The following is a 17,984-nucleotide window of genomic DNA, read 5'->3' on the forward strand; positions in this document are numbered from 1 at the left end:
GGAGTATTGATGAAAAGAAATAGTATTAAGGTATTCATTACTGTACTTGCTGTAACAAGTTTTATGCTATTTAACACCTGCACGATTGCAGCCACCCCCTCGATAAATCTAACACAAACACCGGAGGTCACAAGGATTTGGGGAGCAGATAGGTATGAAACAGCCAAAGCGATTGCTGAAAAATATTGCAGCGATACCGTAGAAAATATTGTCCTTGTTCCTGGAAATAGTTATGCGAATGCAATTCCGGCAGCAGTTTTAGCGTATCAAAAAAAAGCAGCATTTCTTTTAGTAGGGCCCAGTGCCAATCAAACGAAAGAAGCCTTTGATTTCATTGCCAAGCACTTAAATACTGCTGGCATGGTCTACCTTGTGGGGGACAGCGATCAGATAGGACAAGATGTTGAGAGTAAATTAGCGGATATCGGGTGTGCGAACATTACGAGAATCAGCGGTGAAAACAAGATTGAAACAGACCATTTGATTGCCAAAGAATTGAGTGTGCAGATAGGGACACCGGTTGTTATTGCTACTAGTGAAAATTTTCCCGATTCGTTATCGATCTCCAGCATTGCTGCAGCCAATGGCTGGCCGATACTTTTTAGCGAGAACAATCAACTACCTGATTCAATTAAAGAATATATAAGCTCGATTAAACCTTCCCAATTTTATATTACCGGGGGAACAGTGGTAGTATCTGCTGAAGTGGAAGCGGAGTTAAAGCTGATTCAACCGGAAGCGGAATTCATACGATTCGCCGGCAAAGACAGATATGATACCTCCCGTCAGATCGCCAATTATTTTGCTCCGGATGCCTCCAATATTTATATAGCATCCGGTCTCCAATTCCCTGATGGTATAACGGGAGGCATGCTAGCCGCCCAAACCAAAGCTCCGGTATTATTGATCAACCCTAATGCACAGATTCAAGAACTTTCCAATTTCCGAACAGTATCAACTATCACCTGCTTCGGTGGGACGCAGGCTTTATCGGCTGAATTAGTAAGAGGATTGAGGCAGAAGAGTAGTGTAGTCAATCCTTATGTAGAATATAGTTATGAGCAAATGCGCAAGGACGCTGCAGAAATTCAAGAACTTTATCCTGAGGCTGTACAATTAGAAACTATAGGCCAATCTGTAGAAAATAGAGAGCTGTTACTCCTTAAACTTGGCAAGGGAGAAAAGAAAGTCTTTCTGAATGGCAGTATGCATGCCAGGGAATATATGACGACCTCTTTCCTGATGAAAATGATTGATGAATACGCCTATGCCTATACGTATGATGAACCATTCGATAACTATAATGTCAAAACGCTTTTGGACAATGTAACACTCTACATCGTCCCCATGGTCAATCCGGACGGGGTCAATTTAGTGCAAAACGGGTTATCTGCCGTAAATAATCCTCAGAAAGTTAAGCAAATGCGTCTATTCTATCCGAAATTGGGTTACGCCAGTTGGAAGGCGAATATCAACGGCGTAGACCTCAATCGAAATTTTCCGGTAGGTTGGGATGTAAAATCAAGCGATACCAAGGTTCCAAGTTCACAAAACTATAAAGGAACGCAACCGATGACCGAACCTGAAGTAATGGCTGTCATGGATTTGGTTAAAAATAACAGTTTTAAGATTGTCGTGTCCTATCATACCCAAGGCGAATATATTTTTTGGTCGGATAAAAACTGCGGTTCTTTTAATTATCTATTAGAACCGATGACAAATAGACTTGTAAGCCTCACCGGATATGAAAAAGGAGGGAAAATACATACCTCAGGAAATTGGGGTGCTGGGATTGCGGATTGGACCCGGTCACTAAAAATTCCGACCTTTACCCTTGAGCTCTGTCCATATCGCAGCGAAATTCCTTATCCTGATTCAGGGTTTGATGATGTTTGGGAAAGGGTAAAGGATACAGGATTGTTTTTTGCACAAGAGGCTATAGCGCTTGACGGCAGCATTACAAAATAATACTTGCCTTAAAGACTCTGTCTTCGCATGTGAAGGAATACACACCGGCGTATTTTTGTACTCACTCGTTTTAAAAAGTAAAAGGAGTTATAGTTCTAAGAAATTTTTCGTTTCATGACGAAAAACATACATTTCATGCAGGGGGAACATTATTTTGAAAAAATTTATGCTATGGTGAGATTGTTCCCTTTTTCTCAACACAGGGACCCTTCACTAAGTTCGTTTCAACAGGACAAATGAAGACAAAAAATACTAGAGGGAGGAGCAGAAAAGGTGAGAAATTTCAAAAAAGTAATGTCTGTTTTCTTGGTAAGCGTCATGTTGCTTTCTATATTGCCACTAAATTCACTTGCTCAGGCATCTAATCTAAGCTTAAGTGACGCTGCAATGTCTGACAAAGACGGGCCTGTAAGCACTTCAAATTCCTTGGAACAGGGGAGTTCTAATCTAGAGACCAGTGATCCGGCAGTGTCTGAAACAGACATCTCTGAGACTACCGCAAATTCACTTGCCCCAGGGGAAGGTAACCCAAACGCAAGAGAGCAGCTTATTGCCGCTCTAGCGGAGCAATACGGCTCCGAAAACTCCGAAGCTATGTTTGACTCAATGGTTTCCATGGGTATCGTTGATGAAAAGGGCAACCGTCTTACCTACAAAATCGAGATGGACGGCAAGCTCTACACTTTGGACCAAATGCGGGAGATTGTCAATGCTCCCGGCGTTGACCTAACTAAGGAGGTTAAAGTCGATGACAAAGTGGTCATGCTGGCTTTTATCTCTCAGTTAATTAACTTTGAAAAGTACCTGCAATTTGTTGAGGACAATTTTCTCAAGAATCAGGTAACGGTAACGGATGAGCATTTAAAAATGTTGGCAGACCTTGAGAATCAGCTTAATATCGAAGGTATAAGCCTTGTAGAGGGTACTTCTGAAAACGCCGTAATCTCGGATACTGATCCGGATGCAGTAGTCGAGTATAGTCTGGGTGCTATCTCCGCAAACAACACGGTGGACATAACTTACACCTTGACAGGGGGCGGAGCGGATGCTCGTGTCACCTTTTCTCAGGAATGTTTGTCGGGAGTTCTGGATGCTGATGCTATAACGACAACCTCAGCAGCTATAACCCTGACTTCCGGTAGTCCAACAGAATCGGTTACCCTTAATTTGCCTGGTGTTGAAAATATACTCTGGAAGGGTGGAGCTGACCTATGTTATGTACGCTTACATGCCCTGCAGGGTGGTCTGTTTGCGAACGGGAAATCTAGCCAGCTTGTTCCTGTAAAAATGAATAGTAATTTTAATTTTACCGCCTTCAAAGGTGCAAATGTGTTACTAAACCCGGTCCCCAATAACAATTTAGATGGTTGGAAAGTGGACAAGGGTCGTTGGCATAACGGTACTTATGGCGGCGAGATCAAAGGTAACGCAAATAGTACAGTAACTGCATGGCAAGACGTGCAACTGAGTGCAGACGGTATTAGCCTCGCTGCAAACGGGGAACTGAAGGTTGGCGCCAGAGGAACCTTTTGGGGACAGGCAAGCTCAACAATGACGGCGTCTCTATTAGTTTACTTTTACGACAGGCAACCGAGTCAGTCAGAGTACTTGGATATAGGTTACCTTGCTCTTAAACAGGTCTATGATAAGGATTACCAGGTTGGCGCACATAACGAGACGCTATCTTTTTCGGGTTATACAGTGCCTATTAATACTACACATATGAGATTGGTGGCGCAAAATAACAACTCTCTTACACTGGGGCCTTCAATGCGAAATTTTTCACTGACGGTCACAGATACTGTGGCACCCAAAGTGAAAGCTATAAGTTCCCCTGCTAAAACATTCAAAGCAGGAGAACAGGTGCCAATCGTAGTCACCTTCAGCGAACCGGTTGTGCAGAACAGCGGGCTTACGTTAACCATGAAAGACGCTAATAACAAAATATACACCGCTACAAGCCAAGCCACAGGGCTCATAAGCACCAAAGTAACTTTTAGGTATGATATACAGCCTCAGACCCCGATAACCCTCTGGCCTGTCAGTATTTCGGCAGGGGTCAAGGACACTTCTGACAACCTAAGTGCGGCTTATAATTTCCCAATCGATGGGGGTACTGGTAAAACTATTCCCCTGGCAACGACCTTTGCCTATAACGAGTTAGACAGTTTGCTGGACTTGACCCTAAAACATGCAGATGGCACTGAACTAACCGGGGCTTACTTGCCAGAGGAGACCAAAGGCCAATTGGAAATTGAGTTGTTCCAAAGCAATGTGCCAACCATCGATCAGTCTACCGTGGGGGCCAAGCAAAATGAGTGGCTGATTAACCATACTACTGTTGATCCAGAAGATGGTCAAAAATTCACGGTTGACCGACTTTTTGCCTCCTATGACAACGGAGTAAACAAAATACCCCTCTATATTACAGATGCTACAGATAAACTGACTGCCGAATTTGACTTGCCTTCGAGGGATACAGTCTTCAAAATGAGGCTCTTCATGGCTACCGGAGAATTGGATGAGGAATCGAAACCAATTTTTCGCCCGATTTTTGAAAACGGATACAGTGCCAATTTCAGTATCGGTGCTTTGACATTAGTCGAGGCAAAGGACATGACGATTAACTATCCGGAGTCTTATCCTTCAGGGAGGGATAAGGTGCTCAATTTAGGGGATTCAGAAACAGTTAAGCTTACGTATACCTATAGTGGAGACGCCACCTATCAAAAACCTGAAGATTTCAAATGGGTATCTTCTGATCCCGCGATTGCGACTATTTCAGCCAGCACAGGCGAGATTACGCCGGTGGGTGTTGGCAAGGTTACGTTTAATCTAGTAGCCATGAATGGCACAAACGATGGGACAAAGGATGTAAGTATTCAATCAGCCGAATTTACGGTTCAAGCATCCCTTGATAAGCCCTCCCTGAGCGTGAGCAAGTTTATCACGACCCAAAAGGGTGTGCCGGTGCAAGTTATGTGGAGCACCAATGTAATCTACATGAACCAACAGGCCGAGCCTCAAAAAGATACAACGTTTAACGTGGAGCTTTATGAGGGCAGCTACTCAAGTATAGCTGATTTGATGGGTAAAACACCCACCTATACGGCAACCAGCGGGGTAAATGCCAGCTCCTTTACCATTCCCGGGGATCAACTGACCCAGCTTTCCATCGGCGCCCAACCTGCCTATACCGTAAAAATAAGCACGGATAATCCCAACGTTTCCGGCGATACGGTGGCAGCAGTGGGGAACATTATCGTTACTTCCCCTCCGGCCCAGGTTAAGATTGACCGCCCTGCCAGCTACTATATCCTAGATACGGCCAATCAACTCACTGTAAACTGGCAGTCCATGAACGTAAACACCGCCAGCGGCTATGATTTCGAGTTTGAAGTGACCAAAAATGGGGCTTCAGTGACCGAAAGCCAAGAACCCAGCGGCAGCTATACCCTTAATTTGGCGGATGTTACCGGTAAATTAAAGGACGTGTATACAGTCACAGCCAAAATCAAAAACACAGGGGACGAGGCTTACAGCTATGACTCCTTTGTCCTCAATGTCTATGACGCTCAGGCCATGAAAATTTGGGTGGATAAACAAGACCCGTCTTCCAGCATTACCCTGGATAATTCCGGACGTATTTCGGCCATGACCAGTGCGGAAATAGTTGCCTTAGAAAGAAACATTGCTTTGACTAATCAACTGAGTATTAACTATGGTGACTATTCCTATGGTTCTGTCAGCGACCAAATTGAATGGAAATCCAGTGACTCCAAAGTTGGCAGCATTAATTATTCACAAGGTGGCGTCTATAAGAACATTGAAAATTACGCTTCCCCATCCTACATGCCGACGACCAACTTTATCCTGGCCGGTTTAAAGGATGGCACAACCACAATTGATGCTACTCATAAGTTGTCCAGAATGACCGACACCTTAGGAGTCACAGTCAAGACCTTGAAGGACAAGCTGTATCTCTTCCAAGCCATGCCCTTGGCTGTAACTGAATTTAGTTACACCAACGGAGACGGTACAGAGAAAACCATATCCAGCGATAATCAAGGTGCTGTCGCTATTTATGAACCGAAGGGTATTAAAAGCGACGTAAAGCTCAAAAGTACCGTGGGTGACAGTATCTATCTGGGAACGATCTATCATAACACCCTGTTGTCCGGTGAAAATGACGGCTCCAAGGGACAATTTTATCCCATCAATAACTTTGTGCTCCGGAAAGCCGCCCAGCTGGACTTGAACTTCAAAAATCCTGATGGTACACCCTACACAGGGACGGTTACCCTCCGCGGCGGCGTCTATAAAAACGGAAATTACTGTGAAGACAGTGAAATTTCTGATCAGGCTGACGCTTGGAAAAGAACCATCACCATCAACCCGGACAACGGTGCTTATCGACAAGTCTTTGATATTACCCGCTTTTGGTCAGCTGCTGGAGGGGAAAACAGCACTTCCAGCGTAAATGCCAGCGACAAAATTGACTATATCTTTGAGTTTCACTTCGGCAACGATGATTACCAGCCCCAAATCAGGAAGTTTTCCGGCAACTTATCCGGTGCCGATGTACTGCGCTTTGGTGAAAGCGTTGTAAATCTGGTTTCGATTGCTGCAGAGGATAAGGATAAACCCTTTTTCGCTGCCCAGTATTTAGACCGCTACAAGAAAAGCGGACGTCTTGACTATATAAAAAATGCGACAGGAAACCTGGGATTGAATGCCCAAACACCTAAGGTCAGAATTGATACCCAAGCACTTTGGTGGGGAGAACCCCTGGAGAACAAACAGGTCTCAATCTCCCTGATCAATGAAAAAGGTTCCGTCCTTGCCGGACAGAATTTCAAAACCTTCCAATACCCCTTTGCAACCATGCTGGTAACTGAGAACCAATTGGTCATTGATCAAAGTAATATTTGGGTGGATGAAAAGGGCAGGGGGAAACTTACCGTTAAGCTCTTCAACGCAGATGGAACCCTGTATAATTCCACGTTGCAACCTTATTCGATTCGCAATATGCTGAACGTGGAAAATGTCTCCCAAAGCCAGGATATTAACCAAAAGTTTCAAGAGGAGCTCCAAAAAAGCATCAAAGCCGGTTCTTCCTTTGATGCCAAGGACAAATTCACCCAACGTGCCCTCGACTATGCCAGCAACATCAAGTTTGGCAACGACAACTTTTCCTTAATGCTGGCACCCACCTCAGATCCTACCGTCTTTAACGGACTCTTGCAGCTCAAGGCAGGAGACGATGTCATGGATATGGGCCCGGAAGAGGACGAGTTTTCGCTGATGCTGGATGATGACGAGGTGGAGAGCGCTGTCAAATCCGGCTACGCTAAGGCCCGTGAATTGGCCGGCAATCTGAAGGATGATCTTGAGAGTTTACAGGAAGATGCCCAGGATAGTTCGGTCAACTACCAAGTAGGCGGCTACTTCAGCTGCCAAGTTCGTTACAATTTTGAAACGACAACATGGGAAATACGTCCCATTGGCGGCGGGATCAAAGCGGGCATTGGCTTCAATTACTCAACGACTAACAATGTCTTGATTGGCGGCATTGTTCCTGCCACCTTTGAACTTGCCCTGGGTGCTGCCGTGCGTTTGGAGTTTGATGCCCATATGCTCTATGAACCTGTTTCCTTTGGAGGCATTGACTACTCATGGCAAGCAGACAAAGAAAATGTCACAGATTATTTGACCAATCTCAGAATTAAGGCCTATATCTATGCCTTTGGCGGCTTGGGCTTTGATGCTACGATTGTGGCGCTGAAAATTGGCGTGTTTGGTCAATTAACCCTGGAAAATGAAAATAAGTTCCTTAACCGTAACTATCTAGATGCGGCTATAGCCGATCTGCCGGCAGGTCATAACCAAACAGAAAAGGCCTTATCCGGTTCCAGGCTTAATCTGCAGGGGAAGATCGGAATTAAGTTTGTAGCCAAATTACTGTTGATTTCCTATAAGAAAACCTTAGCCTCAGCCAGCTTCGAAAAAGAATGGACCTATCGCAACTGGAACAAAATTGAGGCCTATTGGAAAGAGACTACGGGAGACATGCTGACGGAGGATAATATGAGTCTGGCGACACGTTTATATGCCGCAGCAACAGGACAGGATTTGGTGGTTATTACTAAGGCACCTGAGCTGGAGAGTCGGGAGTATCTTAAGGAGTATACTCGTGTTTGGGGATCACCCAGTGGAATGATGCGAGCCTTGTCACTGGATACCGAGAATCTTGCCCCCAACACACTCCAGACAAATGCCTATCCTTATGCCAATCCACTGCTGGCCAGTGATGGATCGATGTTTGTGTATTTATCCGATAACAATAGTTCAAATGTTTGGGATACCACCGCAAACTATGCCCTTAAGCATGACGGCAGCTATGTTGACCAAGGCAAGATCAACCCATCTGTAGAAAGCTTTGGTGATTCCCAGTTGTCCTTTGCCGGTAATGGTAGTCTGGCTATATCTGCCTGGGTAAGGTTAGCAGATAAGCTGGAGAAAAACGGCGATCAAGAACTCAGCACTGCCGAAATAGCCATGATGACAAACAACACAGAGATTTTTACCAGTATTTATAAGGCCGGTTCATGGACGACGGAAAGACTGACCAACAATAGCACCCCGGACATGGCTCCGGTGGTTGCCACAAACGGCAGGCAGGCGCTTGCTGTCTGGCGGAGTGTCTATGCCGGCGATGCTGCCAATCCCACGGATTTCAGCAGCAAAGACACCCTGGTTTACCGTATTTATGACGGAAGAAACTGGAGTGAAACCAAGTCGCTTTACAACGGTGTGTCAGGGAGTGTCGTAGGTTTAGAAGCAGCTATGATGTCTGACGGAACCTCAGCTGTTGCTTACATTATTGATCCAAGTGAGGCCAGAGAAGCTAATAGCTACGAAATTGTCTATGGAGTGCTTGATGAGGGCGGTGCTATCGTCAAGAATGTTCGTTTGACTAACGATGACACACCTGATGAAAATCCTCAGCTAACCGTTGCTAAAATCGGAGATGAGGAACGATTCATGCTTGGCTGGTACAAAATGGAGGGAGAAAACTCCGATATTCGCCTGGCAACCTTTAGCGAGGACGGCAGTCCTAAAGAAGATTTTGTGGACAGCTTGAAGGCAGTGTCCAGCGGTAACACGATTGGCAGCAACTTTAAGTTCGTTAACACCAGTCAAACAAATAATGACTTTAAGAACCTTTCCCTTCTATGGGTTGAACCTAATTCTCAGGGAAGTGACTCTTTAAAGGCTATCAAATTTATGCAGGAATCAGTAGACGGAACAAACCTCACTTTGACCTCAGCAGCCGTCGACGTTGCAGAGATGCCGGAGAAAACCGTCATCGACAGCTTCGATGCCTATGTTTCAAATGCTGCCAACGACGAAGTCAAGGTGATCATTTTAGGGACTGAAGCGAAAGATGGGGAATTTGACACGGAAACGGATACCGACGAGGATGGAAATACCGTTGAAATTCAGGTGCCCAAGACAGAAAGCAAGATGTTCACGGCAACCCAAGCCTATCAGAATAAAGCCCAGATAACAGCGGCAGAGTTTGACTATACTGGAATTAAGTCAGGTTTTAGCTTGCCCATCGCCTTTACAGTGCAAAATCAAGGCAAAGAGGTGATGACCAGCGTCACCCTAGACTATAGGGATGGCGACGGCACAGAAAGTAAAACCTTTGATCAGCTGACAGTTTTAACCGGCACAAGCAAAACCTTGATTGTCAATTACAGTGTGCCTGTCAACATAGCCGATTTATCCTACAGCGGTACAGCAAGCTTTGGTGATTCGCCGATCATTCTGACCGGCAATGGGACTTTGCCTTTGGCAGTGGCCGATGTGGGCTTTACTAAGATTGATACCGTTAAAGAGCAGGATGGTCAGCGTCAGTTTGCCGTGAGTCTGTACAACAGCAGTGACTATAAGCTCAAGACCAGCGGCAAACAAGTAAAACTGGCAATCTACGATAATTCAGCCTATACCTCAGGGACCGAGGTGGCTCCGATTGTGAGCATTTCCGCTCCTGACCAATTATCCCTCATTGACAACGGCGCCTATACGGCCAATCTAAGCTTTGATCTCAAGTCCTATCTAGCAGGTCAAGGAAAAGACGAAATCCCGGCTAACGGTGTCACCCTGTATGTCAAGGCTTGGATTGTCGACAGCTCAGACAAAGAGCTCCCGGAGTTTGTGGGTGAAAACAATTTCAGCACCCTGGTTTGTGACAATCTGGTCAAGCGTAACGGCGGAAACCCCATAAAGGTTGACGTTAAACAGTCAAATTCTGAGACAAAAACCACAGCAGTACTGACTCTGCAAAATTTAGCCATGAAAGCAGTAACTAATGGTAATGTAGCTGTTAACCTTCTGGACGAAGGCGGAAATATTATCTCAACCCAATATCTGTCAAATACGGCGGAGGGGCTTGTTGCTTTAGACAGCGAGGCAGTCATCAATAAAACCTTTGTGTTTGACACTTTGGGTGCGGATGTGGAAGCCTACTATTTTAACGCTGCAGCGGACTCCATGAACGCAGACCTGCTGGTTTTGGGTGCTACCGGTTTGGGAGTAAACTTTGACAAGGATACTACAACCTATGATAATCTAAGCGCCAATGGTTTAAAATCCACCAACCTAACTGCGATTTCCGCAAACCCAAAGGCTAAAGTGGTGCTTATGGATGCCAGTAACACTGTCCTCGCTGAGGAAACAGGTGCTGTGGCCTATACCCTGCCACTGGCAGCCGGCAGCAACACTTTTGAGGTGACAGTTGAGCCGGACGGTGCAGGAGCACTGCCGAAAACTTACTCTCTGACGGTTGCCAATGCAGCTCCAGCCAGCGGAAGTGTGACACTCTCTGCTTCAGAGCCTGGCCCAAGAGGGTGGTGGAATAGCAGCTCGGTACCTGTCACCTTGACAGCCACTGGCCTGACTAACTTCACTCCAACAAAAGTGGAATACAAAGTGGATAATGGGGATTGGATGAGCAAAGCCTATACAAGCAGCCCTATTGATGTAACAAACATCACAACTGAGGGCACTCATTTCATCAGTGCCAAACTTCAAGATGCCAATGATTACAAATTGACAGCCAGCAGTTTGACCGTAAAAGTGGACAGAACAGCACCTATTTTTAGGGCAGACAAAACGTCAGCAGCTCTGGCAGGAGATACACTGACTGTATCTGCTGAGGTGACCGATGCTTTAAGCGGCATTCACAGCGTGGTGATGACAAGTGGCGGTACAACATACCCGATGCAAAAACAAGGGGATACAGATACCTATACTGCTGACATTACGGCAAATATCATTGGTGTTATCACCATTGTGGCAACTGATCTCGCAGGAAATACTGCCCAGATTTCCACTGGCTCGAGTAATCCTGGTGGATCGTCAGGCGGAGGGGGCTCACATACCCCGAAGCCAACAAACCCGACGACCCCAACATCCACGACTGTTACAGGCAGTGTCATTGACGGTAGAACAGGCGCTCAGGTTTCCAATGTCGCAGTTACCGTAACGACGGATAGTGAGGGCAATGTTACGATTTCCATGAATGCTGTGCAGGTATTAATCCTAAAACAACCCGACGGAACAACAAGCCCATTCAGTGATTTCTCTAAAGTGGCTATCACAACGGCAACAGGTTCTCCGGCCACAATTTCTGCCGATGGAACCATCCAGGTACAGAACTTGGCTAAAGGAACCGATAATCATTTTATTATCTCCTATTATTTGGGCAACGGACAAAGGATTACTCTGGGAACCATGGACATTAATATGGACAGCAATGGAAATGTCCAACTAACCACTACCTTAATCGACCCTTATGGGATCATAACGGATTCTGCTACCGGAGCGGTTATCACCGGTGCTGATGTAACCTTGTATTATGCCGATACTGAGCGAAACAAAGCCGCTGGAAAAATTCCGGATTCATTAGTAGAACTGCCTATTATTGAGGGGTTCGAGCCAAACGATAATAAAAATCCCCAAATCAGTGATCTAAGCGGCGCCTATGGATTCATGGTATTCCCCACTTCAGACTACTATATTGTGGCAACAAAGGATGGGTATGATCAATTCAGGAGTCCGACCATACCAGTAGAACAAGACATTGTAAAACTAGACTTTAAAATGAATCAACCCAGAGTTGGTGTAACCAGACTTGCCGGCTTAACGAAAGTGGATACCGCTCTGGAAATTGCCAAAGCAAGCTATACCGGAAAGATTTCCAACGTGATCTTGGCAACTGCCGATAACTTCCCCGATGCCCTGGCAGGAAGCGTCCTAGGCTATAAGCTGAATGCACCCATCCTGCTGGTTGGAAGCAGTGAAGAGGATCATACCAAAGTCATTACTTATCTGAAAGACTACCTGGATCCCCAAGGAACAGTCAATATTTTAGGGGGCAGGGCAGCGGTCAGTGCTGCTGTGGAAGGCAAAATTTTGGCTAGTGGATTTTCTCAGATCAAGAGATTAGGTGGATTCGACCAATATGAAACAGCCCTGAAAATTGCCAATGAATTAGATCTTTTGACAGGAACTCCCGTCGTACTGGCCTATGGGGAAAACTATCCAGACGCCTTATCTATAAGCAGCGCGGCAGCGGCCATGCAGTATCCCATACTATTAGTAGGAAAAGATGGAATCAGCGAGGGAGTCAAGGAAAAAATCGCGGAACTAAAGCCGATCAGGGTCTATATCATAGGGGGGCAAGCGGTTGTAGGCAGAGCCGTTGAGGATCAAGTGTCTGAGCTGATACCCCTGGGAAAAAGTGCTATTGTAAGACTCAGTGGCGTGGATCGCTATGAGACTTCATCTGCCGTAGCAAACTACTTCAAGTTAGCCGGGCGAACGATTAGTGTGGCAACCGGCGAGAACTTCCCGGATGCTCTGGCAGGTAGTGCTTATGCAGCAAACTTCAATGCTCCGATTATTTTAGTCGATGACAAGCTCTCAGAAACTATACTGAATTATCTTGAGACCAAAAAAATGACTGGAGCGACCATTTTCGGAGGAGAGTTCGTCATCAGTAAAGCCGTTGAGCAGCAGCTAGAACAATTGCTCGGGAAATAGGAAAGAAGATCATCAGTGACATCTTTGTAAATGTGTTAAAAAAGCACCCGTTGTGATTCACTTTAATCACAATGGGTGCTTTTAAATACTACTGTGCGGCACTACAGAATAATGCTTGCCTTAAAGACTCTGTCTTCGGCAGTGAAGGAATACATTCCGCCGTATTTATGTGCTATTGCTGCGATGCTTTTCGTGCCAAGGCCATGATTCTCATCCGTACTTATCGGCATATCGTCAACAAATATGATCGTGCCATCAAAGCTGTTGGTAATTTGTATGTAGAGCTTATTATTGTTGAGTTTGGAGACGATTTTTATATTTCTGTCCTTGGCACTGTTAATGCTCTTGCAGGCATTAATGGCGTTTTCAAGGGCATTGGCCATAATAACGCAAAGGTCCATGTCGGAGATTGCGTTTTTCTCCGGAAGATTGATCTGAGTTTCAACAGAAATTTGTTCGTTTTTGGCCTTAGCAATATAAGACGATAGAAGCAAATTAACAGTATAGTTATTGCAATATTTTTCAACTACAGCACCCTCGATGGTTTTTTCGACCTCAGTAATATATTTTTGGGCCGCTTCCTTGTTGTTGTCTTCAAGATAGGAATTAATCAGATTCAAGTGGTGTCGCATATCGTGTCGGTACAGCATTGTCTTTTCTTGTGATTCTTCCAATGCTTCAAAATGAACCTGTGCTGCGGCCACTTGCGTTTGGAGTAGATTCTGTTCGTTCTGCAGGGCGATCTGTTCTCTGGTTTGTTTGAAAAAGCGCAGAATCAGAAAATAAGCTGAGAGAGTCAAAATAAAGATCAGCGTAGCTCTCCACAAAACATTATCAACCATCGCCTTGTTCAAACTATACATACTAGCAGTATAAAGTAGCACAGAGTATGAAATCGGGATCATGCAAAAGCCTATCCAGCCTTTATCCGTGTTGCGCATCATGTAAAGAAACAGCGGACGGATATACTTGAAAATCAGAAACCCCACAGGCAGATACAGAATATAACAAACAATAATCACGATTTCCCTGTTGTAGCCCATAAAATATGAAATAATCAGTCCTATCAAAGAGAAGGACGAGGTAATAGCGACGAGAGTCCAATGAACAAAAAATACCTTGATGGGTTTGAACTTTGATATAAACACAAATGCTAAAAATACCGGAAGGTGGACAAGAAGGGGATAGAGTTTCATAAAACTTGGATACCCGATCTTCAGCAAAACAAACCCATCACAAATTAGTACGACAGTTACATAAAGCCCCAACCAATAGCGGTTCTTTTTGTCCTTAATCTCACAATCCAAAAGCAGATACATCATGCTGATTGCGAAAATAAGGGTTAGAACCGATCGCATATAATCCATCACTGTGGGTTCCTCCTATCAACTTTTAATAATCATCCGCAAGCCAGTTGATCTGCAAAAGGTGAGTACCATCCTATATTTTTTATCCATTATACCAGAACTGTAACGAAAAACGGATAAATTTATATTTCATGACGAGGAAATGACATTTCATGTAGGCGATGCATTTTGATTGATTAGAAGACCATAATGTATGAGTATTATGTGATGGTAAAGGCAAATGAAGCAGATGATTAAGCACCTGTACTCAGGACTGCCTCTTCATAGAAATTGAATTTCTATGTGAGACAGCCCCATTTGTTTATGTAGGGTTATAGTAATCAGATTACCACCAGTGACAGGTCGCTAAACTACACTACGAGTACCCAATAGATAAGAAAACAGACTTGTTTTCTGTTTTCGCTATCTGAAAAGCCTCTTCGCTCCACGTAACCAATTGAGGGGATTATAAGTACAGTCTTCAGTTTAAAAATTCGGCAGTTTTGAGATTGACGATCTAGTACCTATAGTTTTTCTCTTGTTTAGCCGAAGTAATAAGGTAGATCTTTTTAATCACAAAGTTACGCGAAAGAGAATGATAACAGTGGATCAAAGAAGAATATGGAAAAAAACCATTTCAAATTGGAGAATAATAATCGTCTTCTTTATTATTTCTTTGATGCTTTTTGCCCTGAGTAAGATGTATTCTCCAGTTTCGGGACTCGTTGCTAACGGTAAGGTTGATTTATTGAGGGTTGATTTTGCACAAAATGAAACTATTGATTTGAATGGACAGTGGGAATTTTATTGGGATCGCCTGTTGACATCGGAAGATTTTATGACGGAGCATGTTCCAAAGATGGATTCTTTTATCAAAGTCCCAGGCAGTTGGAATGATAAAGAAGCTGGAATTAAGCCATATCCCAATCATGGAGTTGCCACCTATCGTTTAATTCTAACCTACCCGGATTCTCTTAAGGATCCTGCACTCAGCCTAAAAACAGTTTCCGCAGCCTATAAGCTCTATGCCGATGGACAGCTTATAACAGAAGTGGGAAAGGTGTCAGATAAACTTTCCCACTTCCAAGCAGATTATAAGCAGCTGATTGTAGATTTGCCAAATAGCCCAATTGAACTTGAGTTGATTGTTCAGGTAGCTAACCTGAATTATATTAGGGGCGGACTTCGCGATAGTTTGGTATTTGGTTCAAAACAGGTTTTAGTCCAGCAAAAGATATTTCTTTCTGCTATCCAGTTAATCATTATCGGCATTGTCTTTGGGTTTGGTCTTTATTATTTTCTACTCTTTCTTTTGCAGAGGATGAATAAGACGGCCCTGCTTTTTAGTATTCTTTGTTTCACCACTGCCTTACGTGCTTCTGTGTGGGGCGAAACGCCTCTAATGGTCTTATTTCCTAAGTTGCGCATCCAAGATGGGGTATTCATTGAATATATTACAATTTATAGTTTATTGCCGCTAATAATCTTATTTGTTATCAGCTTGTATCCTATGGATTATCATAAAAAGAGCCTTACTTTGATCTTGCTGCCAAATCTGTTTTTTGGGGCACTATTGCTGGCACCGGCTGGATTTAGGGCTTCTTTCAACAGTTACTTTACCATACTCATGCTGCTCCAAATGATTTATATTTTATGTGTACTCATACAAGCAGTACACAGGAGAAGAGACAATGCTCTATTGCTGTTTATGGTTATTAGTGTTTTTAATTTTACAATCCTAGCAGATCTGGTTCGCTATAAGGGGATGGGTAGCATTAACCTCTCCTATATGTTTTTATATGGGAATTTTGCCGTTGTTATGGCGATGTCCTTTATTCAAGCCAGACAACAGGCCAGTACCCAACAAAAACTTATTTTGTATAACCAGAATTTAATAGAGGCAGACCGACTCAAGGACAAAATAATGGCGACAGAAATGTCCTTTTTACAAGCGCAGATTAAGCCGCATTTTCTCTACAATGCCTTAAGTGCCATTGCCAATGTCTGCGAAATGGATGGAAAAAAGGCGGGTAAACTCATTATCGATTTAGCCTTGTATTTAAGAAAAAGTTTAGAATTTAATCACCTAGATAAAATGGAAACGATCAAAAAAGAACTAGAATTTATAGATACGTATTTCAACATTGAGCAAGCACGCTTTGGGCTTAAAATACGCCTGCAAAAAGAAATTGAAATCCCCCTCAACGACCAAATCCTGGTTCTTATCCTTCAACCCTTAGTGGAAAATGCAGTTCGCCATGGTGTTTCCAAAAAACCGGGAGGCGGTACAGTAAGATTAAGAATGAATCAGATCGACGAAGGGATCAATATTGAGATTAAAGATGATGGTGTGGGTATCCCTCGTGAAAAGCTGCCCAACCTTTTAACGAATGAGGGAAAAGGACAAGGCGTAGGTCTCCTTAATATCCATCATCGGCTGCTTCGATTGTATGGCAGAGGTCTGACGATCAGCAGTGAGGAGGGGCATGGAACCTGCGTGAGACTATTAATACCGGAAAGGAGAAAAGAGAGATGATCAGGATAGCGGCAGTCGATGATGAGATGCATGTGCTGGAAAGATTCCAGAGAATGACTGTGGAAAGTAAGGAATTAGAGTTATGTGGTTTGTTTGAAACAGGAGAACAGCTTTTGGATTATTTAACAAAAGAGTCTCTGGATGCCGTTTTTCTGGATATTGAAATGCCAGGGGTTAATGGGCTTCAGTTATCTGAGCAGATCTTAGACCTGAACGAAACTATTGATATTATATTTGTCACCGCCTTTAATCAATATGCGGTGGAGGCTTTTGAGCTACAAGCTATGGATTATATTCTGAAGCCCTTAACGGAAGCAAGACTAGGGAAAACAGTCAGGCGATTATTACAAACTAAAAGAACGGTTAGGCAATCTAATAAACCGTTTATTCAATGCTTCGGCGGCTTCGAAGTGTTCTTAAATGGAGAAGCACTGACCTGGAAAAATTCCAAAGCTAAGGAAGTATTGGCTTTTCTAGTCCATAAAAGAGGTGTGCCGGTAAACTGGGAAAAGGTAGCGGATGCAGTTTGGCCGGACTATGACTCCGAAAAAGCTCAGACAAATTTTCATGCCACCACTTATTTGCTGCGCAAAAGATTGGCGGAAGCAGGCCTTTCGCAGATCTTGCAAAACGGCCGTGGGAAATATAGCGTTGTAACAGACGAAGTCAACTGTGATCTCTATCAACTGGAGGAAATGGTCAAGAACAATCGGTTTAAAAGAAAGGAAGATATTCATTTACTGGAACGGTTGAAGCAAAGTGGATATTTGGAAGAGGACGGGTATGCTTGGGCCTATCCCAAAGCGGCTCAACTTGACGAAATGTGTAGAAGAGTTATGGATGATGTTATAGAAAGCAAATAAATAGTATTTTTGCGATGACATTACATAGTTATAATTTTATAAAAAAGTGCGCAACCCCTTTATGCATAAGGTTTTGCATGGAATGCCCTATAGGACGCCTCGTCTTATAGGGCACTTTTCATTTAGGGTTTATTCAGGGTTCGTGTTTTATGATGGAAA

Annotated in this window: 6 protein-coding genes; 4 read left to right on the forward strand and 2 right to left on the reverse strand. The window is 44.0% G+C overall.

The window, feature by feature from the left end:
- Positions 1-9 precede the first annotated feature (9 nt).
- Positions 10-1,968, forward strand: a complete 1,959-nt coding sequence (locus tag DESYODRAFT_RS26520) for a cell wall-binding repeat-containing protein (RefSeq protein WP_007780917.1) — start codon at positions 10-12, stop codon at positions 1,966-1,968.
- 273 nt (positions 1,969-2,241) lie between these two features.
- A complete protein-coding gene (locus DESYODRAFT_RS06420) occupies positions 2,242-13,080 on the forward strand; it encodes a cell wall-binding repeat-containing protein (protein WP_007780920.1) in 10,839 nt (3,612 codons plus the stop codon).
- 101 nt (positions 13,081-13,181) lie between these two features.
- On the opposite strand, the gene DESYODRAFT_RS06425 is transcribed toward DESYODRAFT_RS06420, so the two are convergent.
- Together DESYODRAFT_RS06425 and DESYODRAFT_RS30060 are read right to left on the reverse strand one after the other, a co-directional pair.
- On the reverse strand, positions 13,182-14,447 hold the full coding sequence (locus DESYODRAFT_RS06425; protein ID WP_007780923.1) for an ATP-binding protein: 1,266 nt from the start codon (positions 14,445-14,447) through the stop codon (positions 13,182-13,184).
- A gap of 355 nt (positions 14,448-14,802) precedes the next feature.
- On the reverse strand, positions 14,803-14,883 hold the full coding sequence (locus tag DESYODRAFT_RS30060; protein ID WP_486599014.1) for a DUF255 domain-containing protein: 81 nt from the start codon (positions 14,881-14,883) through the stop codon (positions 14,803-14,805).
- A gap of 138 nt (positions 14,884-15,021) precedes the next feature.
- Here DESYODRAFT_RS30060 and DESYODRAFT_RS06430 point away from each other — a divergent pair, with 138 nt between their 5' ends.
- On the forward strand, positions 15,022-16,962 hold the full coding sequence (locus DESYODRAFT_RS06430; protein WP_427854308.1) for a sensor histidine kinase: 1,941 nt from the start codon (positions 15,022-15,024) through the stop codon (positions 16,960-16,962).
- Complete coding sequence (locus DESYODRAFT_RS06435; protein ID WP_007780929.1) at positions 16,959-17,825, forward strand: response regulator; 867 nt, start codon at positions 16,959-16,961, stop codon at positions 17,823-17,825. The genes DESYODRAFT_RS06430 and DESYODRAFT_RS06435 overlap by 4 nt, the downstream gene beginning before the upstream one ends.
- The last annotated feature ends 159 nt before the right edge of the window (positions 17,826-17,984 follow it).

The sequence above is a fragment of the Desulfosporosinus youngiae DSM 17734 genome, from assembly GCF_000244895.1.
In the GTDB taxonomy this organism is placed as follows: Bacteria; Bacillota; Desulfitobacteriia; order Desulfitobacteriales; family Desulfitobacteriaceae; genus Desulfosporosinus; species Desulfosporosinus youngiae.

What these genes read in the sequence shown, in the direction of transcription:
- DESYODRAFT_RS26520 (WP_007780917.1), top strand. Translation starts at nt 10, where the DNA reads ATGAAAAGAAATAGTATTAAGGTATTCATTACTGTACTTGCTGTAACA.
- DESYODRAFT_RS06425 (WP_007780923.1), bottom strand. Translation starts at nt 14,447, where the DNA reads ATGGATTATATGCGATCGGTTCTAACCCTTATTTTCGCAATCAGCATG.
- DESYODRAFT_RS06430 (WP_427854308.1), top strand. Translation starts at nt 15,022, where the DNA reads ATGATAACAGTGGATCAAAGAAGAATATGGAAAAAAACCATTTCAAAT.
- DESYODRAFT_RS06435 (WP_007780929.1), top strand. Translation starts at nt 16,959, where the DNA reads ATGATCAGGATAGCGGCAGTCGATGATGAGATGCATGTGCTGGAAAGA.